Consider the following 21,368-nt stretch of genomic DNA (forward strand, 5'->3'; position numbering starts at 1 on the left):
TACGCACGGGACCGTACGTGCCAGGCGTTACAGTCAGGCCCATGACCAAGTGGGAATACGCGACCGTGCCCCTTCTCGTGCACGCGACGAAGCAGATTCTGGACACCTGGGGCGAGGACGGCTGGGAGCTGGTCCAGGTCGTTCCCGGCCCGAACAACCCCGAGCAGCTCGTGGCCTACCTGAAGCGGGAGAAGGCCTGATGGCGGGCGCCGTCGAGGCTCGTCTCGCCGAGCTCGGACTGACCCTGCCCGGTGTCGTGCCGCCGCTGGCCACCTACCAGCCGGCCGTGCAGTCCGGTGTGTACGTCTACACCTCGGGCCAGCTCCCGATGGTCGAAGGCAAGCTCCCGGTCACCGGCAAGGTCGGCGCAGAGGTGACGCCGGACGAGGCGAAGGAGCTGTCGCGGACCTGCGCGCTCAACGCCCTGGCCGCAGTGAAGTCGGTCGCCGGTGACCTGGACCGGATCAAGCGCGTCGTGAAGGTCGTGGGCTTCGTCGCCTCGGCCGCCGACTTCACCGGGCAGCCCGCCGTCATCAACGGTGCTAGCGAGCTGCTGGGCGAGGTCCTCGGCGACAAGGGCGTGCACGCGCGCAGCGCCGTGGGCGTCGTCGTGCTGCCGCTGGACGCGCCGGTCGAGATCGAGATCCAGGTCGAACTCGACGAGGCCTGAGCCGTACGAACCCCCTTCTCGGCGTTCCTCCCGATCCCGTCCGGTCACCGACCGGGCGGGATCGCGTGTGTACGGGCATGCGTGTGTGTATGGGCATGCGTGTGTGTATGGGCACGCGCGTGTCTACGGGACCCGCCCGTGTCCACGGGACATGCGCGTGTGTACGGGGCATGTCGGCTCCCTGTGGTGATCACGGAGCCCTCGAACATCGGCGCGGTTCCGGATAGCCTCCGGCCATGTCCCAAGGTCAGTGGTACCCACCGGAATGGCCCGACCGGATCCGGGCGCTCGCCGCCGGTGAGCTGACGGCCGCGACACCCAGGCGGGCCGCCACCGTGATGCTGCTCCGCGATCCGGCGCCCCGGGCCGCGACGTCCGGCCCTGTGGTGCACATGCTGCGCCGGCGCACCTCCATGGCGTTCGCCGGAGGCGCGTACGCCTATCCGGGTGGCGGCGTCGATCCGCGCGACGACGACCGGCTGATCGGGTGGGCCGGGCCCTCCCTGGAGCGCTGGGCCGCCCGGCTCGGCGTGGCTACGGTGACCGAGGCGCAGGCCGTCGTCTGTGCTGCGGTGCGCGAGACCTTCGAGGAGGCGGGCGTCCTGCTCGCCGGAGAGAGCGCCGGGACGGTGGTCGGCGATACGACCGGGGCCGACTGGGAGGCCGACCGTGAGGCGCTGGTCGCCCGGGATCTGTCCTTCGCGGAGTTCCTGGACCGGCGCGGGCTGCTGCTCCGCTCGGACCTGCTGGCCGCCTGGGCACGCTGGATCACGCCGGAGTTCGAACCGAGGCGGTACGACACCTGGTTCTTCCTCGCCGCACTCCCCGAAGGCCAGCGCACTCGGGCCGTCTCCACCGAGGCGGACCGTACGGTGTGGATCGCGCCGGCGGAGGCGGCCCGCCGCTACGACCTCGGCGAGCTGCTGATGATGCCGCCCACCGTGTCGACGCTGCGGGCCCTGACGCCGTACAGGACGGCCGCCGAGGCGCTCGGGGCGGCTGATGTCCAGGACCTGACTCCCGTACTCGCGCAGGCGCGTCTGGAGGGGGAGGAGCTGGTGCTGAGCTGGCCGGGGCACGACGAGTTCACCAAGCACGTACCCACGGCGGCCGAGCGCTCCACGGGCGAGAGCGGCGGTGCGGGATGAGCGACGCGGCCGCCCTGCCGGGACAACCGCGCGGAAACGTGTCCTCCGGGCCCGCGACCGCCCGTACGGTCAACGTCCTCGCGCCGAACCCGTCCGCGATGACGCTGGACGGCACGAACACCTGGATCGTCGCCGAGCCCGACTCCGATCTCGCGGTGGTCATCGATCCCGGGCCGCTCGACGACGGGCACCTGAGGGCGGTGATCGACGCGGTGGAGCGGTCCGGGCGCCGCGTCGCCCTCACTCTGCTCACGCACGGCCACCCTGATCACGCGGAGGGCGCGGGGCGGTTCGCCGAGCTGACGCGGACGAAGGTACGGGCCCTGGATCCGGCGCTGCGGCTCGGGGACGAGGGCCTGGGCGCGGGCGATGTGATCACCACGGGCGGTCTGGAGCTGCGGGTGGTGCCGACGCCGGGCCACACCGCCGACTCTCTCTCGTTCCATCTGCCCGCCGACCGGGCGGTGCTGACGGGCGACACGATCCTCGGCCGCGGTACGACGGTGGTCGCGCACCCGGACGGGCGGCTCGGCGACTACCTGGACACGCTGCGGCGGCTGCGCTCGCTGACGGTGGACGACGGCGTGCACACGGTGCTGCCGGGCCACGGGCCGGTCCTGGAGGACGCTCAGGGGGCCGTGGAGTTCTATCTGGCCCACCGCGCGAACCGGCTGGCCCAGGTCGAGACGGCGGTGGAGGCGGGCCTCCGTACGCCGTCGGAGGTGGTGGCCCGGGTCTACGCCGACGTGGACCGCTCCCTGTGGCCGGCCGCCGAGCTGTCGGTACGGGCGCAGCTGGAGTACCTCGCCGGGCACGGGCTCATCTAGAGCGGCCGTGTGAACGTCGTAGGGCCCCGCGGATGCGCAAGGGCCCCGGGCCGGCCGGACGTACTCCGGTCGGCCCGGGGCCCTTCGCGTCAGGTCAGCGCGAGCGCTTCGCGAGGCGCTCCACGTCCAGCAGGATGACCGCGCGGGCCTCCAGCCGCAGCCAGCCACGGCCCGCGAAGTCCGCGAGGGCCTTGTTGACCGTCTCGCGGGAGGCGCCGACCAGCTGGGCCAGCTCCTCCTGTGTGAGGTCGTGCACGACGTGGATGCCTTCCTCCGACTGGACGCCGAAGCGGCGCGACAGGTCCAGGAGGGCGCGGGCGACCCGGCCCGGCACATCGGAGAAGACCAGGTCGGACATCTGGTCGTTGGTCTTGCGCAGGCGCCGGGCGACCGCGCGCAGGAGCGCGGTGGCGACCTCGGGCCGGGCGTTGAGCCAGGGCTGCAGGTCGCCGTGGCCGAGGCCGAGGAGCTTGACCTCGGTCAGCGCGGAGGCGGTCGCCGTACGCGGGCCGGGGTCGAAGAGCGAGAGCTCACCGATCAGCTCGCCGGGGCCGAGCACGGCCAGCATGTTCTCGCGCCCGTCGGGCGAGGTGCGGTGGAGCTTCACCTTGCCCTCGGTGACCACGTACAGGCGGTCACCCTGGTCGCCCTCGTGGAAAAGCGCGTCGCCGCGCGCGAGGGTCACCTCACTCATCGAGGCGCGGAGCTCCGCGGCCTGCTCGTCATCGAGCGCCGCGAAAAGCGGGGCGCGCCGCAGAACGTCGTCCACGAGTTCTCTCCTTGTCGGCCTGTTCAGGGAACCGTGGTCCCCATCATGCCGGACGGTAAAACAGTGCGATCAATCACAAACCAGTTTGACGCACGGGCGCGCCGTTCCCTACGGCAGGGGGCCGATCGGGGGTGGATACGCGGTGACCGGGGCGGTTGTCAGTGGCTGGCTCTAGGCTGGCCGGGTGTCCAGAATGCCGGGGAGTACGCGGTCCGAGGGGGCTGATGGGGTGTCGGAAAGGCGCGATTCCGCCGTGGGCGAACACCCCCCGGTTGGCTCGGAGAGTGGAGCGAATGGCTCCCCGGGAGGGCCGGGGAAACCGGTCCCGAAGTCGGCCAGGAGGTCCGCAGTGACATCGTCAGAGTCCGGTACGACGCCCAGGACCTCGGCCGCGCCGAAGAAGCCCCGGGCCACCAAGGCGTCGACGGCACCGAAGGCGTCTTCGGCACCCAAGGCGCCGAAGATCCCCAAGGGCGAGTCGCACCTCGCGCTGGTCCGCCGCGCCCGCCGGATCAACCGTGAGCTCGCCGAGGTCTATCCGTACGCCCATCCCGAGCTGGACTTCCGCAACCCCTTCGAACTGCTCGTCGCCACGGTCCTCTCCGCCCAGACCACCGACCTGAGGGTCAACCAGACCACCCCGGCGCTCTTCGCCGCCTATCCGACGCCCGAGGACATGGCGGCGGCCGTCCCGGAGGAGATGGAGGAGCTGATCCGGCCGACCGGCTTCTTCCGGGCCAAGACCAGGTCGCTCCTCGGCCTCTCCGCCGCGCTGCGGGACGACTTCGGCGGCGAGGTGCCGGGCCGCCTGGAGGACCTGGTCAAGCTGCCCGGCGTCGGCCGCAAGACCGCCAACGTGGTGCTGGGCAACGCCTTCGGTGTTCCCGGCATCACCGTGGACACGCACTTCGGCCGCCTGGTGAGGCGCTGGAAGTGGACGGACGAGGAGGACCCGGTGAAGGTCGAGGCGGTGATCGCCGACATCTTCCCGAAGAGTGAGTGGACGATGCTCTCGCACCGGGTGATCTTCCACGGACGCCGCATCTGCCACGCCCGGAAACCGGCCTGCGGCGCCTGTCCGATCGCGCCGCTCTGTCCTTCGTACGGTGAGGGCGAGACCGATCCCGAGAAGGCCAGGAAGCTGCTGAAGTACGAGATGGGCGGCTATCCGGGCCAGCGGCTCAGCCCGCCCGCCGACTTCCCGGGCAAGCCCGCTCCCGCTCTGGGAGCCGCATGAGGGAGCGCCGCGGCGAGCCCTCTCCCGACGGACCACGAAATGGCTCGGAACGAAATGGCCGACGACAGGCGTTGTGAAACCAGGCGAACGAGGGGGGTGCCGATGACGCACACGCACACCGAGAACACGCACACGGACATGGACACACACGCGGACACCGATGCGCGCGGCCACCAGGCCGACCCTCGCACGGGCGCCCACGCGGCCGATCCCCACGCGGTCGATCCCTGTGCGGCCGATCCCCTGGCGGCGGTCGGCCGTGCGGCCGTCGACGTGACCACCGCCGGTCTGCCCGCCTGGCTCGACCCCGTGGCCGAGGCCGCCCGCAGCGTCCGTCCGCACCAGCTCAGCCGCTTCCTGCCGCCCGAGAGCGGTGCGGGCCGGCAGTCCGCCGTCCTCGTCCTCTTCGGCGAAGGCGCGCGCGGCCCGGAGCTGCTGCTGACGGAGCGTTCCGGAACCCTGCGCTCCCACGCCGGACAGCCCTCCTTCCCCGGCGGCTCGCTCGACCCCGAGGACGGCGACCAGGCCACCACCGGGCCGCTGCGGGCCGCGCTGCGGGAGGCCGAGGAGGAGACCGGCCTCGATCCCCGAGGCGTCCAGCTCTTCGGCGTGCTGCCCCGGCTCTACATCCCGGTCAGCAGCTTCGTCGTGACGCCCGTCCTCGGCTGGTGGCGTGCGCCCAGCCCGGTCGGGGTAGTGGATCCGGCGGAGACGGCCAGGGTCTTCACCGTGCCCGTGGCGGATCTCACCGACCCGGCCAACCGGGCCATGGCCGTCCATCCGAGCGGCCACAGCGGCCCGGCCTTCCTGGTCGAATCGGCCCTGGTCTGGGGATTCACGGCCGGAGTGATCGACCGGATCCTGCACTACGCGGGCTGGGAATGCCCGTGGGACCGGGCGAGACAGGTGCCGCTCGACTGGCGCGCATGACACGCTGGCTGTCCTGCTGCGCTGTACCGGGCCCGGCCCGGACCCCGTCACCCCCGACGGGCCAGGTGACGAAACTGCGAGGCTATCGACGGTGAACGTGCTGGACATCCTGCTGCTGCTCGCCGCCGTATGGTTCGCGGTCATCGGCTACCGACAGGGTTTCGTCGTCGGCATCCTGTCGGTGATCGGCTTCCTCGGCGGCGGCCTCGCCGCCGTCTATCTGCTGCCGATCATCTGGGACCGGGTGACCGAGGGAGCGGAGGTCTCGACCGCGACCGCCATCGGCGCGGTCGTCATCGTCATCGTCTGCGCCTCGATCGGCCAGGCCTTCACCACGCACCTCGGCAACAAGCTCCGCCGGCACATCACCTGGTCGCCCGCCCGCGCGCTGGACGCCACCGGCGGCGCTCTGGTCAACGTGGTGGCCATGCTGCTGGTCGCCTGGCTGATCGCCCTGCCACTGGCCCGTACCTCGCTGCCGACCCTCGGCAAGGAGGTCCGTAACTCCTCGGTCCTCCTCGGGATCTCCCGGGTGATGCCCCAACAGGCGCCTCCCTGGTTCCGGGACTTCTCCTCCGTCCTCGCGCAGAACGGCTTCCCGCAGGTCTTCAGCCCCTTCGACAACGAGCCGATCACCGACGTCAAGCCGCCGGACCCGGCACTGGTCGGCAGCCCGGTCGCCGCCCGCGCCAAGAAGTCGATCGTCAAGGTCGTCGGTACGGCTCCGAGCTGCGGCAAGGTCCTCGAAGGCACCGGCTTCGTCTTCTCCGACCGCCGTGTGATGACCAACGCCCACGTCGTGGGCGGCGTCGACGAGCCGACCGTCCAGATCGGCGGCGAGGGCCGGCTCTACGACGCCAAGGTGGTCCTCTACGACTGGCAGCGCGACATCGCGGTCCTGGACGTCCCCGACCTCAAGGCCACGCCTCTGGAGTTCACGGACGACGACGCCCGCACCGGCGACAGCGCGATCGTCGCCGGCTTCCCGGAGAACGGCGCCTACGACGTACGCTCCGCCCGCGTCCGCGCCCGTATCGACGCCAACGGCCCCGACATCTACCAGCGCGGCACGGTGCTCCGCGACGTCTACTCCCTCTACGCGACCGTGCGCCAGGGCAATTCGGGCGGCCCGCTGCTCACTCCGGACGGCAAGGTGTACGGAGTGGTGTTCGCCAAGTCGCTCGACGACCCCGACACCGGCTACGCGCTGACGGCCGACGAGATCCGCGAGGACATCGAGATCGGCCGCGCGGCCAACCAGCAGGTCGACAGCCAGGGCTGCGCCCTCTGAGACGTGACAGCCAGGACTGCGCCCTCTGAACCGGGTCAGGCCCTGAAAGACCCCCGCCGGTCAGCGCATGCGGATCGGCGGGGGTGAGGTGGTCGGAAAAGAGCGTCAGGAGAGTCCGGGGAGGTCAGCTACGGGGATGGCGCAGCCGCGCCGAGACCCAGCGGGCCCGACGGCGGAGAATGCGCGAGATCCCGAGCCGGTGGTTCCCGAGCCGGTGGTGGTGAAGGTCCTGCACATCGTGCACCCGGCCCAGAGGGCCGCCCCCCTCATGAATGCTCGCACCGGCTGTCGCGGTGGAGCGGCGGTTGCGTGCTTCGTCAGTGAAGTCGTGCGTCCAGCCCATACCCCGACGTCTGCCCGTGACCCAAGGTCGGTAATCGTGCGCACGTCAGCCAATTGGCTTATGCGGCAGGCAAGTGGCTGTTCGTCGGACAAGTGTGCCTTTGGCGGGCGCGCGGCTACCGGTCGGGCTCAGGATCCTTGAGCCAGTTGATGAGTTCGGTGGAGAAGCCGATCGGATCCTCCTCGTGCGGGAAGTGGCCGACACCGTCGAAAAGTCGCCACCGGTAGGGCGCCTCGACGTACTGGCCGGACCCCGCCGAACTCCGCGTCCGGACCGCCGGATCGAGTGACCCGTGCAGGTGCAGCGTGGGTACGCGGACGGGCCGCTTCATCCGCCGGTTGAACTGGACCCCGTCGGGACGCGCCATCGAGCGGACCATCCAGCGGTACGGCTCGATCGAGCAGTGGGCGGTCGACGGGATGCTCATGGCCCGCCGGTAGACGGCCAGGGTCTCCTCGTCCGGGAACTCCGGGGTCCGCGGCCCGGCCCACTCCTGGACCAGCCGTCCCACCAGGTCGGCGCCGTCTGCGACGAGTTGACGCTCCGGCAGCCAGGGCCGCTGGAAGCCCCAGACGTACGAGCCCGCCCGCGACTGCGCGAAGTCGGACAGCATCGACGAGCGCCAGCGGCGCGGGTGCGGCATGGAGGAGACGGCGAGCCGCCGCACCAGCTTGGGCCGCATCACGGCGGCCGTCCAGGCGAGGTAGCCGCCCAGGTCGTGGCCGACCAGGGCCGCGTCCGGCTCGCCGAGGGAGCGGATCACCCCGGTGACGTCGAGCGCCAGGTTGGCTGGGTCGTAACCGCGCGGTGTCCGGTCGCTGCCGCCCACCCCGCGCAGATCCATCGCGACGGCCCGGAAGCCCGCGTCGGCGAGCGCGGGCAGCTGGTGGCGCCAGGTCCACCAGAACTGCGGGAACCCGTGCAGCAGGAGGACCAGCGGCCCCTCGCCCATCTCGGCGATGTGGAACCGTGCCCCGTTGGCGGCCACATCGCGGTGGGTCCAGGGGCCGTCGAGCCTTACGGGGCCTCCGGCACCGGCCGGGCTCGCCGAGCCCGCCGGACCGGATGCGCTGGAATCGGGAACCGTCATGTGGACGAGCGTGCCACAGCGGAGGCCGTGTCCTTGCCCGTCGGCAGGGCCTCCACGCCCGTACCGGCCGCGAGGCTGGAGCCGGAGCGCCGGAGGATCGCGTCGGCCTCGACGGCCGGACGCGGGTGCGGCTTCGCCTTCTGCAGGACGGCGGCGGTCTGCTTGGCGGAGGCGATGGACTTCTCCGGCGGCTTGATCTTCTTGAACTTCCGCAGGCCGATGAACCCGATCAGGGCGGCCAGCAGGATGAAGGCTCCGGCCACGATCAGGAACGACCACGCCAGGCCGAGACCCAGGTTGTGGATCCCGTACGCGGCGGCGAAGCTCAGCATCGGCATCGTGAAGAGGAGCAGCACCCCCGCCGCGATGAACGCCGCGCTGCCGATCGCCCCGCGCTTGACGTCCTGGCGCACCTCCGCCTTCGCCAGGGCGATCTCGTCGTGCACCAGCGCGGACATCTCGGCCGTCGCCGCGGCGACCAGTTGCCCGATACTGCGATCCGCGCTGCCCACGTAGTTGCCGGGGTCGCTCATCCCTGACTCCCTCTCCGTCTTCGACACACCTGATGTCAGATCATGCCGGACTGTCCGGCTCGTTGCCCGTTGCCCCCGCCTGTTCGGCGCGACGGCGGTGTTCGGCCGCCTTCTTCTCGTAGATCGCGGCCATCCGCAGGTGGTACCCCGGATCGTCCTGTTCATAGACGTCGGGCACCCCGGAACCGTCCTCGTCCCGCTCCTCGGCCTCGTACAGCTCGCGATACCTGCGGACCCGGAGCCGGAGCAGTACACCGGAGAGTACGGCCGCGATCAGCGATCCGAGCAGGACGGCGGCCTTGATCTCGTTGACCATGTCCGCTTCGCCGCCGAAGGACAGCTCGCCGATGAGCAGCGAGACGGTGAACCCGATACCGGCGAGCGAGGCGACCGCGAAGACGTCCGCCCAGGCCAGGTCCTTGTTCAGCTCCGCCTTGGTGAAGCGGGCGGCGAGGTAGGTACCGCCGAAGATCCCGACGGTCTTGCCGACGACGAGTCCGAGCACCACACCGAGGGTCTCGGGCCGCGTGAAGACGTCCGCCAGCGCCTCGCCCTTGAGCGGGACACCGGCGGCGAAGAGCGCGAACAGCGGCACGGCGATACCGGCCGACAGCGGGCGGACCAGGTGCTCGATGTGCTCACCGGGGGAGTGCTCCTCGCCCTCGCGCCGGGTGCAGCGCAGCATCAGCCCCATGGCGACACCGGCGATGGTGGCGTGGACGCCGCTGTTGTACATCAGGCCCCAGATGACCAGGGCGAGCGGTACGTAGATGTACCAGCCCCGGACGCCGAGGCGGAGGAGCAGGAAGAAGAGCGCCAGGCCGAGAGCGGCTCCGCCGAGCGCCAGGAAGTCGAGGTCGTCGGTGAAGAAGACCGCGATGATCAGGATGGCGAAGAGGTCGTCGACGACGGCGAGCGTGAGCAGGAAGGCGCGCAGCGCGGCGGGCAGCGAGGTGCCGATCACCGCGAGGACGGCGAGAGCGAAGGCGATGTCGGTGGCGGTGGGCACGGCCCAGCCGGCCAGGGAACCGCCGCCGACGACGTTGGTGACCGTGTAGACGAGCGCCGGTACCGCCATGCCGCACAGCGCCGCCACGATCGGCAGGGCGGCCGCTCGCGGATCGCGGAGCTGGCCCGCGACCAGTTCCCGTTTCAGCTCGGCGCCGACGACGAAGAAGAAGACCGCGAGAAGCCCGTCGGCCGCCCAGTGCGCCACGGAGAGGTCCAGGCCGAGCGAGGCGGGTCCGAAGTGGAAGCCGCTGACGTCCGCGTACGAGCCGCCGAAGGTGTTCGCCCAGATCAGGGCGGCGACGGCGGCGGCCAGCAGGATCAGGCCGCCGACGGTCTCGGTGCGGAGCGCGTCCGCCACGTAGGTGCGCTCGGGGAGCGGAAGCATGCCGAGCAGCGTGCGGCGGGGCGGTGTGGGGGGCGGCGGGGCAGGGGTGGGTGAGGCAGGGGTGGGCGGTGCCACGGGGGAAACCTCCGGGTGGGGAACGGCATGATGCCACGGCAGATGGACCTGCCGACCAGACTTCCCGGCGCCCCTGTGAGGTTTTTTCCGCCACTACGGCGGTTTCGTGCCGCTACGACTCGCGGGCGGCACGTCCTTCACTGTACGGGAGCACCGATGGGCATCCGGCGCGGTGCCGGATGCCCATCGGAGCCGTACAGGAAGATCTTCTGGTCAGTCCCTGGTCAGTCCTCGGAGGGTGAGGAGGGCAGCTGGGTGGTGATCAGGTCCATCACCGAGGAGTCGGTGAGGGTGGTGACGTCGCCCAGTTCGCGGTTCTCGGCGACATCGCGCAGCAGGCGGCGCATGATCTTGCCGGAGCGGGTCTTGGGCAGCTCGGCGACCGGCAGCACGCGCTTCGGTTTCGCGATGGGGCCGAGGGTGGCGCCGACGTGGTTGCGCAGCTCCGCCACCAGCTCGTCGGAGGCGGTCGCGCTGCCGCGCAGGATCACGAACGCGACGATGGCCTGTCCGGTCGTCTCGTCGTTCGCACCGACCACGGCCGCCTCGGCGACCGACGGGTGGGAGACGAGCGCCGACTCGACCTCGGTGGTCGAGATGTTGTGGCCCGACACGAGCATGACGTCGTCGACCCGGCCGAGCAGCCAGACGTCGCCGTCCTCGTCCTTCTTGGCGCCGTCGCCCGCGAAGTACTTGCCCTCGAAGCGCGACCAGTAGGTGTCGAGGAACCGCTGGTCGTCGCCCCAGATGGTGCGGAGCATGGAGGGCCACGGCTCGGTGAGGACCAGGTAGCCGCCACCGCCGTTCGGTACCTCGTTCGCCTCGTCGTCCACGACGGTGGCGGCGATGCCCGGCAGGGCGCGCTGGGCGGACCCCGGCTTGGTCTCGGTGACGCCCGGCAGCGGCGAGATCATCATCGCGCCGGTCTCGGTCTGCCACCAGGTGTCCACGATCGGGCACCGGTCGGCGCCGATGTGCTTGCGGTACCACATCCACGCCTCGGGGTTGATCGGCTCACCGACCGAACCGAGGACCCGGAGGCTGCTCAGGTCGAACTTGGCGGGGATGTCGTCACCCCACTTCATGAACGTACGGATCGCGGTCGGCGCGGTGTAGAGGATCGTGACGCCGTACTTCTGCACGATCTCCCAGAACCGGCCCTGGTGCGGGGTGTCCGGGGTGCCCTCGTACATGACCTGGGTCGCGCCGTTGGCCAGCGGCCCGTAGACGATGTACGAGTGGCCGGTCACCCAGCCGACGTCGGCGGTGCACCAGTAGACGTCGCTCGAAGGCTTGAGGTCGAAGACCGCGTGGTGCGTGTAGGCCGCCTGGGTGAGGTAGCCGCCGGAGGTGTGCAGGATGCCCTTCGGCTTACCCGTCGTGCCCGAGGTGTAGAGGATGAAGAGCGGCTGCTCCGCCTCGAACGCCTCGGGGGTGTGCTCGGCGGACTGGCGCGCGGTGATCTCGTGCCACCAGACGTCGCGGCCCTCGGTCCACGCGGTGTCCTCACCGGTGCGGCGGACCACGAGGACGTGCTCGACGCTCTCGACACGGGAGACGGCGTCGTCGACCGCGGGCTTGAGCGCGGAGGGCTTGCCGCGGCGGTAACCGCCGTCGGCGGTGATGACGACCTTGGCGTCCGCGTCCTGGATGCGGGTGGCGATGGCGTCGGCGGAGAAGCCGCCGAAGACCACCGAGTGCGTGGCGCCGATGCGGGCGCAGGCCAGCATCGCGACGGCGGCCTCGGGGATCATCGGCAGGTAGACGGCGACCCGGTCACCCTTGCTGACGCCCAGTTCGGTCAGCGCGTTGGCGGCGCGGGAGACCTCGTCCTTCAGCTCCGCGTAGGTGATGGCGCGGCTGTCGCCGGGCTCGCCCTCGAAGTGGATGGCGACCCGGTCCCCGTTGCCCGCCTCGACGTGCCGGTCCACGCAGTTGTACGCGACGTTCAGCTTGCCGTCCGCGAACCACTTCGCGAAGGGCGGGTTGCTCCAGTCGAGGGTCTCGGTCGGCTCGGTGGCCCACGTCAGGCGGCGGGCCTGCTCGGCCCAGAAGCCCAGCCGGTCCGCCTCGGCCTGCTCGTACGCCTCTGCGGTGACGTTGGCATTGGCGGCCAGAGCGGCAGGAGGAGCGAACTTCCGCTCTTCCCGAAGCAGGTTGGCCAGGCTCTCGTTACTCACGACTTCTCCCAGTCCCAGGGTGTCCGTTGTGTCCCGGGGCATAGCTCATCAGGCGCGGGGCCGGGTGACAAGTGTCTGCCGGGAATTGGTTTAGACCTGTGTCTTCGTGTATGGAAGCATGATCCCGCTCCGCTGGTCAGGACGGCTTTACGACGCGTGTTGGTGGTGTTTGGCGCAAAGTCGCTGCGCGGAGTGGGGTCATCAGGTCTCACGGTTCCGGGGGCTGTCCGGTTCAGAGCCGTCGGGGGCCGGGCTCCTCGGGTCGGGGCTCCGCGTGCGCTTCGTCTGTGCATCGCCTGTGCAGCATTCGGGGCAATTCCGCGCCCATTCCAGTGAATAGGCAGCTTTTCATTCGGTATGTCGCTCTCCTTCCTGTGGACCCCGTGCGAGTTTGGCCGCGCCGTGTCGGCACTCAACGCAGATGACCTGCAAGGACCTGCAAGGAAGAGGGTGGGCGGATGATGGCCGCCACGAAGAGGATCGCCTCAGGCGTCATGACCACGGCGCTGGTCGCCGTACTCGCGGGCTGCTCCGGTATGGGATCCGGAGGTTCCGAGCCGGGCGGGGCCGGTGCCGGCGCGGAGAAGGGGGCCCACGGTGCGAAGGAGAACGCTCCGGAGGCCGCCGCACCGAAGGGCGCCGTCAAGCTCATCGGGGACGGCTCCACCGCCTTCACCGGAGTCCAGCCGAAGGTGCCGGCCGCCCAGCGCCTGGCGCCCGGTCAGAAGCCGCCACAGTTCGTGGTGTTCTCCTGGGACGGCGCCGGAGAGGACAGCCAGAAGCTCTTCTCGCACTTCCGCGGCGTCGCGAAGAAGTACAACGCCACCATGACGTACTTCCTCAGCGGTGTGTATCTCCTGCCTGAGGAGAAACGATCCCTCTACGCTCCGCCGCAGCACTCCGCCGGCCGCTCGGACATCGGCTTCAACGACACCGAGGGCATCCGCGACACCCTCGCCGAGGTGCGCGCCGCCTGGAAGGACGGCAACGAGATCGGCACCCACTTCAACGGCCACTTCTGCGGCCCGGACCGCGGTGTGGGCACCTGGTCCGTCGAGGACTGGAAGAGCGAGATCGGCCAGGCGAAGGCTTTCGTCAAGAACTGGAAGACCAACGCGCCGGAGCTGAAGGGCGAGGCCCCGCTCCCCTTCGACTACGACCAGGAGCTGATCGGCGCCCGCACCCCCTGCCTCGAAGGGCAGAAGAACATGGTCGCCGCGGCCCGTGACATGGGCTTCCGCTACGACTCCAGCGGCGTCGGCAACCAGGTCTGGCCCAAGAAGAAGGACGGCGTCTGGGACATTCCGCTCCAGCTCGTCCCGATGCCCGGCCGCGCCTTCGAGACGCTCTCGATGGACTACAACTTCATGGTCAACCAGTCCGGTACGAAGACCCAGGGCGACCCGTCCCAGCACGAGTACTGGGGCAACCAGATGCGTGACGGCCTGCTCCAGGCCTTCGACCGCTCGTACGACGGCAACCGGGCGCCGCTGATCATCGGCAACCACTTCGAGTCCTGGAACGGCGGCACCTACATGCGCGCCATCGAGGAGACCATCGCGAAGGTGTGCACCAAGGAGGAGGTCCGCTGCGTCTCCTTCCGGCAGCTCGCGGACTGGCTGGACGCGCAGGACCCGCAGGCGCTGGCCAAGCTCACCACGCTCGGCGTCGGCGAGGCGCCCAAGGGGGGCTGGAAGACCTACCTCGGCGCCCAGGCCGCCGCTGCCCCGAAGGCCGAGAAGGGCAGGGCCGCCGGCTCCGAGGCAGGCTCGGAGGGCGGCTCCCAGGCAGGCTTCGAGGGCGGAGAGCCGGCGCCCCGGAACGCGGGCTAGCGGCCTCCCTTCCCGTCACCCCGTTCGTAGGCGGTCGGGGTGACGGGAGGTGTGGCGCGGCGGGTCAGGCGGGTGCCGGGACGCCCGCTCCCGCCTCCCGCTCGCCGAGGACGAAGGAGGGGTCGACCTGGGCCGCCAGGTCGGCGCCCGTCTTCTCGTTGCCCCAGCTCTCCGCGTTCTTCAGGTGGAAGTGCACCATCTGCCGGGTGTAGCGCTCCCAGTCGCGCAGCTCGTACGAGTCCTCGGCGGCGTCCTGGAGGGCCTGCAGCGCCATCCGGTTGTCCGCCTCCAGCAGCTCGAACCGGGACGGCCGACCCTTCTCCATCGACCGCACCCAGTCGGAGTGCCCGACTCCGATCAACAGGTCGTCGCCGACCTCCGCGCGCAGGAAGTCCAGGTCGTCCGGGCCCTGCACCTTGTTGCCGACGACCTTCAGCGCGACGCCGAAGTCCCGCGCGTACTCCTTGTACTGGCGGTACACCGACACCCCCTTGCGGGTCGGCTCCGCGACCAGGAACGTCATGTCGAACCGCGTGAACATCCCCGAGGCGAACGAGTCCGACCCCGCCGTCATGTCCACCACCACGTACTCGTCCGGGCCGTCGACGAGATGGTTCAGGCAGAGCTCCACGGCCCCGACCTTGGAGTGGTAGCAGGCCACGCCGAGGTCGGACTCCGTGAAGGGGCCGGTCGCCATCAGCCGGATGTCCCCGTCGTCGAGCCGGACCGTACGCGCACAGGCGTCGTAGATCGGGTTGTCCTCGCAGACCCGCAACAGTCGCGAGCCCTCGCCGGGCGGAGTCGTCTTGATCATCGTCTCGGCGGAGGCGATCCGGGGGTTCGTGCCGCGCAGGTAGTCCTTGATGAGGGGGAGGTGCGCCCCCATGGCGGGCAGCGCGGCCGCCTCCGCCTCGTCGAGGCCTAGGGCGGCCCCCAGGTGCTGGTTGATGTCGGCGTCGACGGCGACGACGTGGGCTTCGTTGGCAGCGAGGTGGCGGATGAAGAGCGAGGACAGCGTGGTCTTACCGCTGCCGCCCTTCCCGACGAAAGCGATCTTCATGTTCACCTAGGGTAGTGGGTCGATCGCGCTGCGCTGTCGATGTTCGTGAAGATGGCCACTTGGGGGCGGTCTGGGTGTAGGGGGCGCGTAGCCTCGCTACTTATGAGTACGACTGCCTCAGACCCCCTCGCCACGCTCGGTTCCCTGCCCGGAGTGCCCGACGCCGTGGACTCCGTACGCAAGGCCGTCGACCGGGTCTACGGTCACCGCGTCATGCGCCGCCGCAGCAACGAGGTCACGGCCGAGGCCGCACTGCGGGGCTCCAGGGGGTCGGCGGCGCTCGCCGGTGCCGACTGGAACCTGGAGGAGGTGCGCCGGCGCACCGACTTCAGCGGCGAGGACGAGGCGCGCACGGTCGGAGCCGCGCTGCGGCTCACCGCGGAGGCCGGGCAACTGCTCTCCATCTGGCGGCAGTCGCCGCTGCGGGTGCTGGCGCGGCTGCACCTGGTGGCGGCCGGCGGGGCCGTGTCCGACGACGCGGTCGGCCGCCCGCGACTGGCCGGGGAGCCCGTCGACGAGCCGCTGATCGAGGCGCCGCTCCCCGGCGCCGACGAGGTGGCCGGACGGCTCGAAGGGCTCTCGCAGCTGATCATCGCGGGCTCCGCCGCCCCGGCCCTGGTGACGGCCGCGGTCGTCCACGGCGAACTGCTGGCCCTGCGCCCCTTCGGCTCGCACAACGGCCTGGTGGCCCGGACCGCCGAGCGCATCGTGCTGATCGGCAGCGGCCTGGACCCGAAGTCCATCTGCCCGGCCGAGGTCGGCCATGCGGAACAGGGGCGGGCGGCGTACGTCGCGGCGTTCGAGGGCTACACGACGGGCACCCCGGAAGGCGTGGCCGCGTGGATCGCGCACTGCGGGCGCTCGGTCGAGCTGGGAGTCCGCGAGTCGACGGCGGTCTGCGAGGCCCTGCAGCGCGGCGCGGCGTAGGCGGCGCCCGGGGGTCTTGCGCCGACGCGCAAGTCCGGAGTGCGGCGGGCGTGAACCGGTCCGGGAAAGGGTTGCGGCGGTACCGGAATGCGGTACCGCCGCTGGCACGTCCGCCCAGTTACCAAGCGTCCTCGTAAGTTGCCCATCAGGTCGGGTACTTCGCCCGTCACCTGGTGCGGCTGGCCCGTAATCGACGGGTCGACGTCGCGTGGGTGCTCGGCTTTCGTGCGCGGTCCGTGGGGCCGTCACTGCGTTGCAGGTCATCCTCACGGATGTCCTTGGTCTCGCGGGCCGTTGAATCCTTTGTACTCCAGGACCGTGGGAAGAGAAACCCCTGGGCCCACTTCTTTACTTTTAGGTTCAATCAAGGGCGAATCGGGCGGCGGTGGCGTCCGAGGGGCAGTGGCTGTGCCCCTCGGACGCGCGGCCCGCCTCGGCCCCGCAGGCGGGCACGCGGGTCTGGCGGGCCGCCGGTAGGCCTCGCGGCGCCTCTCGGCGTCGCCGACCGGCTCAGCCGGGCAGCGCCGAGGTGGCGGTACGCCGGCGGCTGGCGTACCAGACGAGCCCAGCCGTGACGGCTGCGGCTCCGACCGCCGCGGCGGCCACCAGGGCAGGGCGTGGCGGCATGGAGAAGTCGGGGAGCCGTTGTTTCAGCCGGACCGGGCGGTTGAAGACGAGAATCGGCCACTCGCGAAGGGTCGCTTCGCGGCGCAGCGCGCGGTCCGGGTTGACCGCGTGCGGGTGGCCGACCGCTTCCAGCATCGGTACGTCGGTCGCCGAGTCGCTGTAGGCGTAGCAGCGCGAAAGGTCGTACCCCTCCGAGACCGCGAGCGCCCTCACCGCCTCGGCCTTGGTCGGCCCGTAGGCGTAGTACTCGATCTCTCCGGTGAAGCAGCCGTCGTCGCCGACGACCATGCGCGTGGCGACGACACGGTCGGCGCCCAGCAGTTCGCCGATCGGTTCGACGACCTCCGCGCCGGAGGTGGAGACGATGACCACGTCGCGGCCGGCCGTGTGGTGTTCCTCGATGAGGGTGGCCGCCTCGTCGTAGATGATCGGGTCGATCAGGTCGTGCAGGGTCTCGGCGACGATCTCCTTGACCTGCTGGACGTTCCATCCTTTGCAGAGGGCGGAGAGGTAGGCACGCATCTTCTCCATCTGCTCGTGATCGGCGCCCCCGGCCAGGAACACGAACTGTGTGTACGCGGTGCGCAGTACGGCGCGGCGGTTGATCAGTCCGCCTTGGTAGAAGGACTTGCTGAAGGTCAGCGTCGAAGACTTCGCAATGACCGTCTTGTCCAGGTCAAAGAAGGCTGCTGTGCGCGGCGAGAAGCAGTTTTCCACAACGCTGAGCATAGGGGGCCGCCATTCGGCGTAAAGTCCGGTGCGTGGGTTTGCCTGAGAAGGCCCTCGGGTACACCATGGAAGTCACGGATCGTTCGCGACCGTGCTAACCCCGGTCCGGCTCCTCCCCCCCCGAGTCGGCCGTGGGGACGACCCCCGCTCTCCCCCCCGGCGGGGGTCGTCGCATGTCCGGATGCATTTCTGACGCCCGGGCCCAGTGCTCCCCTCCCTTCCGGACCCTGCGGGGCCCGCTCATGTGCGGCGTCGGCGCGAGCTTCGTCTCGTCACAGTGTGTAGCAGCGAGGCTGCGCTCCGGAAGTCGCTGGTTCGGGTGACGGAGTTATTCACAACGCCGAAGTTGTCCACAGTTTTCGAGCAAGATCCACATGTTTTTCCGTGGTGCTGCACGTTGATTCCTCCCGCGAAGTCCGCGGGTACCGGAATCGCGCATCTCGGAAACGCTCCGAGATCGTCGCGAACCGCACCGAAGGACCAGTGAGAAGGGGGCGGAGATCGTGGCTGGATCCCTCACGCGAGAAGGGCTGACGGTCGCCGAAGGGCGACGCGGCGGACCGCTGATCGTGACGGAGGACATGGAGCTGCTCGATGACCTGCTGCGGCTCTGCGCCGCCGCCGGGGCGGAGCCGGAGGTCCATCACGGGCCTCCCGGGCGCCGGGGCGGCTGGGAGCGGGCACCGATGGTCCTGGTCGGCGACGATGCGGCCGCACGGTGCCGCGGTGCCGCCCGCAGGCGGGGGGTGATGCTGGTCGGGCGGGATCAGGACGACCCGGACGTCTGGCGTCGGGCGGTCGAGATCGGGGCCGAATACGTGCTCCGGCTGCCGGATTCTGAGGGCTGGCTCGTCGACCAGATCGCCAACGCCGCCGAAGGCGTCGGCAGGCCGGCGCTCACCGTCGGGGTGATGGGTGGACGGGGCGGCTCCGGCGCGTCGACGCTGGCCTGCGCCCTTGCCGTCAGCGCGGCCCGGTCGGGCCGACGGACGATGCTGATCGACGCGGACCCCTTGGGCGGAGGCATCGACGTCCTGCTGGGCGGCGAGCGAGCCGAAGGTATGCGGTGGCCGGATTTCGCCCAATCGAAGGGCCGCCTCGGTGGGGGTGCCCTGGAGGACTCCCTGCCCGCGCTCCACGGACTGAGGGTGCTGAGCTGGGGCCGTGACGACGAGGTGGTCATCGCGCCGCAGGCCGTGCAGGCGGTCCTGGCCGCCGCGCGCAGGCTCGGCGGTGTGGTGGTCGTCGATCTGCCGCGCCGGGTGGACGAGGGCGTCGCGGAAGCCCTGGCCCAGCTCGACCTGGGCCTGCTCGTGGTGCCGGGCGAGCTGCGGGCGGTCGCGGCGGCCAAGCGTGTGGCCTCCACGGTTCGCATGGTGCTCGACGACGTACGGGTGGTGGCTCGGGGACCGTATGCGGCCGGCCTGGACGAGCGCTGGGTCGCCCAGGCCATCGGTCTGCCGCTCGTCGGTGAACTGCCCCTGGAGTCCGGCCTGCCGGCCGCTCAGGACGCCGGAATGCCGCCGGGCGCCGATGCCCGAGGCCCGCTCGCGCGCTTCTGCGCGGAGTTCTGGGAGCAGGCGGCGGCAGCGGCGGGAGAGCTCGGTTCCGCCGGAGCTCCCGCCGGGGGAGGCGCACCATGACCGACGCCCTGCTCGATGCCGTACGCCAGCGGCTGGCGCGCAGTGGTGACGCGCCCACACCTGCGGGGGTTGCGGCCGCGCTCCGGGCTCAGGGGCGGCTGCTCGGCGATGCTGAGGTGCTCGGGGCAGCGGCCGAGCTGCGCGGCGAACTCGTCGGGACCGGCGTGCTGGAGCCGCTGCTCGCCGACCCAGAGGTGACCGACGTGCTGGTGTCCGCGCCCGACCGGGTGTGGGTGGACCGGGGCGGTGGACTCCAGCTGACGGCGATCACCTTCCCGGATGCCGCGGCGGTCCGGAGGCTGGCTCAGCGGCTCGCCGCCGTCGCGGGCAGGCGGCTGGACGATGCCCGGCCGTGGGTGGACGCGCGGCTGCCGGACGGGACGCGGATGCATGCCGTGCTGCCTCCGGTCTCCGTCGGCTCGACCTGCCTCTCCCTGCGGGTGGTGCGCCCGCGGGCCTTCTCCCTGGCCGAGTTGGTGGAGGCCGGCACCGTGCCACCGGGAGGCGACCGGATTCTGCGGGCCATGGTGGAGGCCCGGCTCTCGTACCTGATCAGCGGAGGCACCGGGGCGGGCAAGACGACCCTCCTCGCCAGCCTGCTCGGCGCCGTCGGCGCGGACGAACGGATCGTGCTCGCCGAGGACTCCGCCGAACTGCGCCCCGACCACCCGCATGTGGTGCGCCTGGAGTCCCGCCCCGCCAACCAGGAGGGCGCGGGCCGCGTGACCCTGCGCGACCTGGTGCGGCAGGCGCTGCGGATGCGGCCCGACCGGCTGGTGGTGGGAGAGGTCAGAGGGGTCGAAGTGACAGAGCTGCTGGCCGCCTTGAACACCGGACACGAAGGAGGCTGCGGAACGGTCCACGCGAACGCCGCCGAGCACGTGCCCGCTCGTCTGGAGGCGCTCGGCACCGCCGCCGGCCTGGACCGGACCGCGCTGCACAGCCAGTTGGCGGCCGCGCTCTCGGTGGTCGTCCATCTTGTACGGGACCGGGCCGGCCGGCGCCGGATCGCCGACGTGCACGTGCTGGAACGGGACGCGGCCGGCCTGGTGTTCACGGTGCCCGCTCTGAGCTGGGGCGCGGACGGGTTCGTCCCGGAGCGGGGCTGGGCGCGGCTGGAGTCGCTGATCAGGGGTGCGCTGTGACGGCGGGTAACGCGGGTTACGCGGCTCATGCGGCGGCGCTCTGCGCGGGTGCGGCGGTGTGGCTGGTCGCGATGCGGGGGTCCGGGGCCCGACGGGCGCGGGTCCTGTTCGTGGACGGGCCGGCGGATCGGTGGCGGGGGTGGCGATCGTGGCCGCCTCTGCTGCAGGCCCGGGAGTTGATCGTGGAGCGGCGCGAGTGGTGGTCCGTTCCGGTGGCGGTGCTGCTGGCCGTGCTCGGCGCGTCGGTGCTGCCGCTGCTCGCCGGAGCTGTGGCGGTGCCGTTGGTGCGGCGGTGGCTGCGCGGCCGTGCCCGGCGGCGGCAGCGTGAGCGGGCGGCGGACTCGGTGGCGGCGCTGTGTGCGGCCGTGGTCGGAGAGCTGCGGGCTGGGCAGGAGCCGGGCCAGGCGCTGGTGGCCGGGTTGCGGGAGTGCGCGGCGGACGGGGAGCGGCGGGTGAGGGGCGGGCCGGGCGGTGAGGCGTGGCTCGGTGAGGCGGAGGCCGCTGTGCTGGCGGCCGCGCGCTTCGGGGGCGACGTGCCCGGGGCGCTGCGGCAGGCGGCGGGCGGGCCGGGGCTGGAGGGCCTGTCCGGGGTGGCCGCGTGCTGGCAGGTGGCGGTGGACGGCGGGGCCGGTCTCGTGGCGGGCCTGGACCGCCTGGAGACGGCGTTACGGGCCGACCGGCGCAGGCGGGAGGAGTTGCGGGCCCAGTTGGCGGGAGCCTGGTCGACCGTCGTGGTCCTGGCGCTGCTGCCGGTGGCGGGTCTGGGGCTGGGCGCCGCGCTGGGGGCCGATCCGCTGCGGGTGCTGCTCCACACGCCGGGCGGGCTGCTCTGCCTGGTGGTCGGTGGGTTGCTGGAAGCGGCCGGGCTCTTCTGGGCCTGCCGGATCGTGCGGGGAGGGGAGGCGCCGTGAGCGTG

At 71.3% G+C, this 21,368-nt stretch carries 20 protein-coding genes; 12 read left to right on the plus strand and 8 right to left on the minus strand.

What is annotated here, in order from left to right; translation table 11 throughout:
- Positions 1-41: 41 nt before the first annotated feature.
- The 4 genes from ACIRR8_RS11605 to ACIRR8_RS11620 all read left to right on the plus strand — a co-directional run bounded on the left by ACIRR8_RS11605 (position 42) and on the right by ACIRR8_RS11620 (position 2,645).
- Positions 42-200, plus strand: a complete 159-nt coding sequence (locus ACIRR8_RS11605; RefSeq protein ID WP_003967454.1) for a DUF4177 domain-containing protein — start codon at positions 42-44, stop codon at positions 198-200.
- Positions 200-670, plus strand: coding sequence for a RidA family protein (locus tag ACIRR8_RS11610; protein ID WP_404062165.1), 471 nt, complete (start codon positions 200-202; stop codon positions 668-670). The genes ACIRR8_RS11605 and ACIRR8_RS11610 overlap by 1 nt, the downstream gene beginning before the upstream one ends.
- Positions 671-906: 236 nt before the next feature.
- On the plus strand, positions 907-1,818 hold the full coding sequence (locus ACIRR8_RS11615) for an NUDIX hydrolase (protein ID WP_404062168.1): 912 nt from the start codon (positions 907-909) through the stop codon (positions 1,816-1,818).
- A complete protein-coding gene (locus tag ACIRR8_RS11620; protein ID WP_404062171.1) occupies positions 1,815-2,645 on the plus strand; it encodes an MBL fold metallo-hydrolase in 831 nt (276 codons plus the stop codon). Before ACIRR8_RS11615 ends, ACIRR8_RS11620 begins: the two co-directional genes overlap by 4 nt.
- A 94-nt stretch (positions 2,646-2,739) precedes the next feature.
- Here ACIRR8_RS11620 and ACIRR8_RS11625 read toward each other — a convergent pair whose 3' ends face one another.
- Positions 2,740-3,414, minus strand: a complete 675-nt coding sequence (locus ACIRR8_RS11625) for a Crp/Fnr family transcriptional regulator (RefSeq protein WP_003967450.1) — start codon at positions 3,412-3,414, stop codon at positions 2,740-2,742.
- Positions 3,415-3,763: 349 nt separating this feature from the next.
- Here ACIRR8_RS11625 and nth point away from each other — a divergent pair, with 349 nt between their 5' ends.
- The 3 genes from nth (at position 3,764) to ACIRR8_RS11640 (ending at position 6,872) form a co-directional block, all read left to right on the plus strand.
- A complete protein-coding gene (gene nth, locus ACIRR8_RS11630) occupies positions 3,764-4,651 on the plus strand; it encodes an endonuclease III (protein WP_404062173.1) in 888 nt (295 codons plus the stop codon).
- 102 nt (positions 4,652-4,753) lie between these two features.
- Positions 4,754-5,581 carry an NUDIX hydrolase gene (locus ACIRR8_RS11635; protein WP_404062176.1) on the plus strand — a complete coding sequence of 276 codons (828 nt, stop codon included), beginning with the start codon at positions 4,754-4,756 and terminating at the stop codon, positions 5,579-5,581.
- 91 nt (positions 5,582-5,672) lie between these two features.
- Entirely contained in the window at positions 5,673-6,872 is a 1,200-nt protein-coding gene (locus ACIRR8_RS11640; protein WP_404062178.1) for a MarP family serine protease, read from the plus strand.
- 124 nt (positions 6,873-6,996) lie between these two features.
- On the opposite strand, the gene ACIRR8_RS11645 is transcribed toward ACIRR8_RS11640, so the two are convergent.
- From ACIRR8_RS11645 to acs, 5 genes are all read right to left on the minus strand, one after another.
- Positions 6,997-7,215 carry a hypothetical protein gene (locus ACIRR8_RS11645; RefSeq protein WP_404062181.1) on the minus strand — a complete coding sequence of 73 codons (219 nt, stop codon included), beginning with the start codon at positions 7,213-7,215 and terminating at the stop codon, positions 6,997-6,999.
- A 115-nt stretch (positions 7,216-7,330) separates the two neighbouring features.
- The gene (locus ACIRR8_RS11650; RefSeq protein WP_404062183.1) at positions 7,331-8,305 is read right to left on the minus strand and encodes an alpha/beta fold hydrolase; all 975 of its coding nucleotides are present in this window, start codon (positions 8,303-8,305) and stop codon (positions 7,331-7,333) included.
- Complete coding sequence (locus ACIRR8_RS11655) at positions 8,302-8,838, minus strand: phage holin family protein (protein ID WP_404062186.1); 537 nt, start codon at positions 8,836-8,838, stop codon at positions 8,302-8,304. Before ACIRR8_RS11655 ends, ACIRR8_RS11650 begins: the two co-directional genes overlap by 4 nt.
- A gap of 40 nt (positions 8,839-8,878) precedes the next feature.
- Positions 8,879-10,234, minus strand: a complete 1,356-nt coding sequence (gene nhaA, locus ACIRR8_RS11660) for a Na+/H+ antiporter NhaA (RefSeq protein ID WP_404062189.1) — start codon at positions 10,232-10,234, stop codon at positions 8,879-8,881.
- A 299-nt stretch (positions 10,235-10,533) separates the two neighbouring features.
- Positions 10,534-12,531 (minus strand): acetate--CoA ligase, encoded by a 1,998-nt coding sequence (gene acs, locus ACIRR8_RS11665; protein WP_404062192.1) that lies wholly within the window; start codon positions 12,529-12,531, stop codon positions 10,534-10,536.
- Between the two features lie 416 nt (positions 12,532-12,947).
- Between acs and ACIRR8_RS11670 the strand changes: the two genes are divergently transcribed.
- The gene (locus ACIRR8_RS11670; protein ID WP_404062195.1) at positions 12,948-14,321 is read left to right on the plus strand and encodes a hypothetical protein; all 1,374 of its coding nucleotides are present in this window, start codon (positions 12,948-12,950) and stop codon (positions 14,319-14,321) included.
- 64 nt (positions 14,322-14,385) lie between these two features.
- Here the strand turns inward: ACIRR8_RS11670 and ACIRR8_RS11675 are convergent, their stop codons facing one another.
- A complete protein-coding gene (locus tag ACIRR8_RS11675) occupies positions 14,386-15,381 on the minus strand; it encodes an ATP-binding protein (RefSeq protein ID WP_404062198.1) in 996 nt (331 codons plus the stop codon).
- 102 nt (positions 15,382-15,483) lie between these two features.
- On the opposite strand from ACIRR8_RS11675, the gene ACIRR8_RS11680 reads away from it, so the two are divergent.
- Entirely contained in the window at positions 15,484-16,308 is an 825-nt protein-coding gene (locus tag ACIRR8_RS11680; RefSeq protein WP_404062200.1) for an oxidoreductase, read from the plus strand.
- 510 nt (positions 16,309-16,818) lie between these two features.
- On the opposite strand, the gene ACIRR8_RS11685 is transcribed toward ACIRR8_RS11680, so the two are convergent.
- On the minus strand, positions 16,819-17,664 hold the full coding sequence (locus ACIRR8_RS11685) for an HAD family hydrolase (RefSeq protein WP_404062203.1): 846 nt from the start codon (positions 17,662-17,664) through the stop codon (positions 16,819-16,821).
- 503 nt (positions 17,665-18,167) lie between these two features.
- On the opposite strand from ACIRR8_RS11685, the gene ssd reads away from it, so the two are divergent.
- Genes ssd through ACIRR8_RS11700 form a run of 3 tightly spaced genes read left to right on the plus strand, consistent with a single transcriptional unit; the run spans position 18,168 to position 21,363 of the window.
- The gene (gene ssd, locus ACIRR8_RS11690; RefSeq protein ID WP_404062206.1) at positions 18,168-19,307 is read left to right on the plus strand and encodes a septum site-determining protein Ssd; all 1,140 of its coding nucleotides are present in this window, start codon (positions 18,168-18,170) and stop codon (positions 19,305-19,307) included.
- Complete coding sequence (locus tag ACIRR8_RS11695) at positions 19,304-20,452, plus strand: TadA family conjugal transfer-associated ATPase (protein WP_404062209.1); 1,149 nt, start codon at positions 19,304-19,306, stop codon at positions 20,450-20,452. The genes ssd and ACIRR8_RS11695 overlap by 4 nt, the downstream gene beginning before the upstream one ends.
- Complete coding sequence (locus tag ACIRR8_RS11700; RefSeq protein ID WP_404062211.1) at positions 20,449-21,363, plus strand: type II secretion system F family protein; 915 nt, start codon at positions 20,449-20,451, stop codon at positions 21,361-21,363. The genes ACIRR8_RS11695 and ACIRR8_RS11700 overlap by 4 nt, the downstream gene beginning before the upstream one ends.
- Positions 21,364-21,368: the final 5 nt, after the last annotated feature.

It is taken from the genome of Streptomyces sp. NPDC101178 (assembly GCF_044767965.1).
Lineage (GTDB): Bacteria > Actinomycetota > Actinomycetes > Streptomycetales > Streptomycetaceae > Streptomyces.

Bases quoted from the DNA above. Each gene is read 5' to 3' on its own strand.
- ACIRR8_RS11670 (WP_404062195.1), top strand. From the start codon at position 12,948: ATGATGGCCGCCACGAAGAGGATCGCCTCAGGCGTCATGACCACGGCG.
- ACIRR8_RS11615 (WP_404062168.1), top strand. From the start codon at position 907: ATGTCCCAAGGTCAGTGGTACCCACCGGAATGGCCCGACCGGATCCGG.
- ACIRR8_RS11680 (WP_404062200.1), top strand. From the start codon at position 15,484: ATGAGTACGACTGCCTCAGACCCCCTCGCCACGCTCGGTTCCCTGCCC.
- ACIRR8_RS11610 (WP_404062165.1), top strand. From the start codon at position 200: ATGGCGGGCGCCGTCGAGGCTCGTCTCGCCGAGCTCGGACTGACCCTG.
- ACIRR8_RS11675 (WP_404062198.1), bottom strand. From the start codon at position 15,381: ATGAAGATCGCTTTCGTCGGGAAGGGCGGCAGCGGTAAGACCACGCTG.
- ACIRR8_RS11685 (WP_404062203.1), bottom strand. From the start codon at position 17,664: ATGCTCAGCGTTGTGGAAAACTGCTTCTCGCCGCGCACAGCAGCCTTC.
- ACIRR8_RS11695 (WP_404062209.1), top strand. From the start codon at position 19,304: ATGACCGACGCCCTGCTCGATGCCGTACGCCAGCGGCTGGCGCGCAGT.
- ACIRR8_RS11645 (WP_404062181.1), bottom strand. From the start codon at position 7,215: ATGGGCTGGACGCACGACTTCACTGACGAAGCACGCAACCGCCGCTCC.
- ACIRR8_RS11650 (WP_404062183.1), bottom strand. From the start codon at position 8,305: ATGACGGTTCCCGATTCCAGCGCATCCGGTCCGGCGGGCTCGGCGAGC.
- ACIRR8_RS11605 (WP_003967454.1), top strand. From the start codon at position 42: ATGACCAAGTGGGAATACGCGACCGTGCCCCTTCTCGTGCACGCGACG.
- nhaA (WP_404062189.1), bottom strand. From the start codon at position 10,234: ATGCTTCCGCTCCCCGAGCGCACCTACGTGGCGGACGCGCTCCGCACC.
- acs (WP_404062192.1), bottom strand. From the start codon at position 12,531: ATGCCCCGGGACACAACGGACACCCTGGGACTGGGAGAAGTCGTGAGT.
- ACIRR8_RS11620 (WP_404062171.1), top strand. From the start codon at position 1,815: ATGAGCGACGCGGCCGCCCTGCCGGGACAACCGCGCGGAAACGTGTCC.
- ACIRR8_RS11635 (WP_404062176.1), top strand. From the start codon at position 4,754: ATGACGCACACGCACACCGAGAACACGCACACGGACATGGACACACAC.
- ACIRR8_RS11655 (WP_404062186.1), bottom strand. From the start codon at position 8,838: ATGAGCGACCCCGGCAACTACGTGGGCAGCGCGGATCGCAGTATCGGG.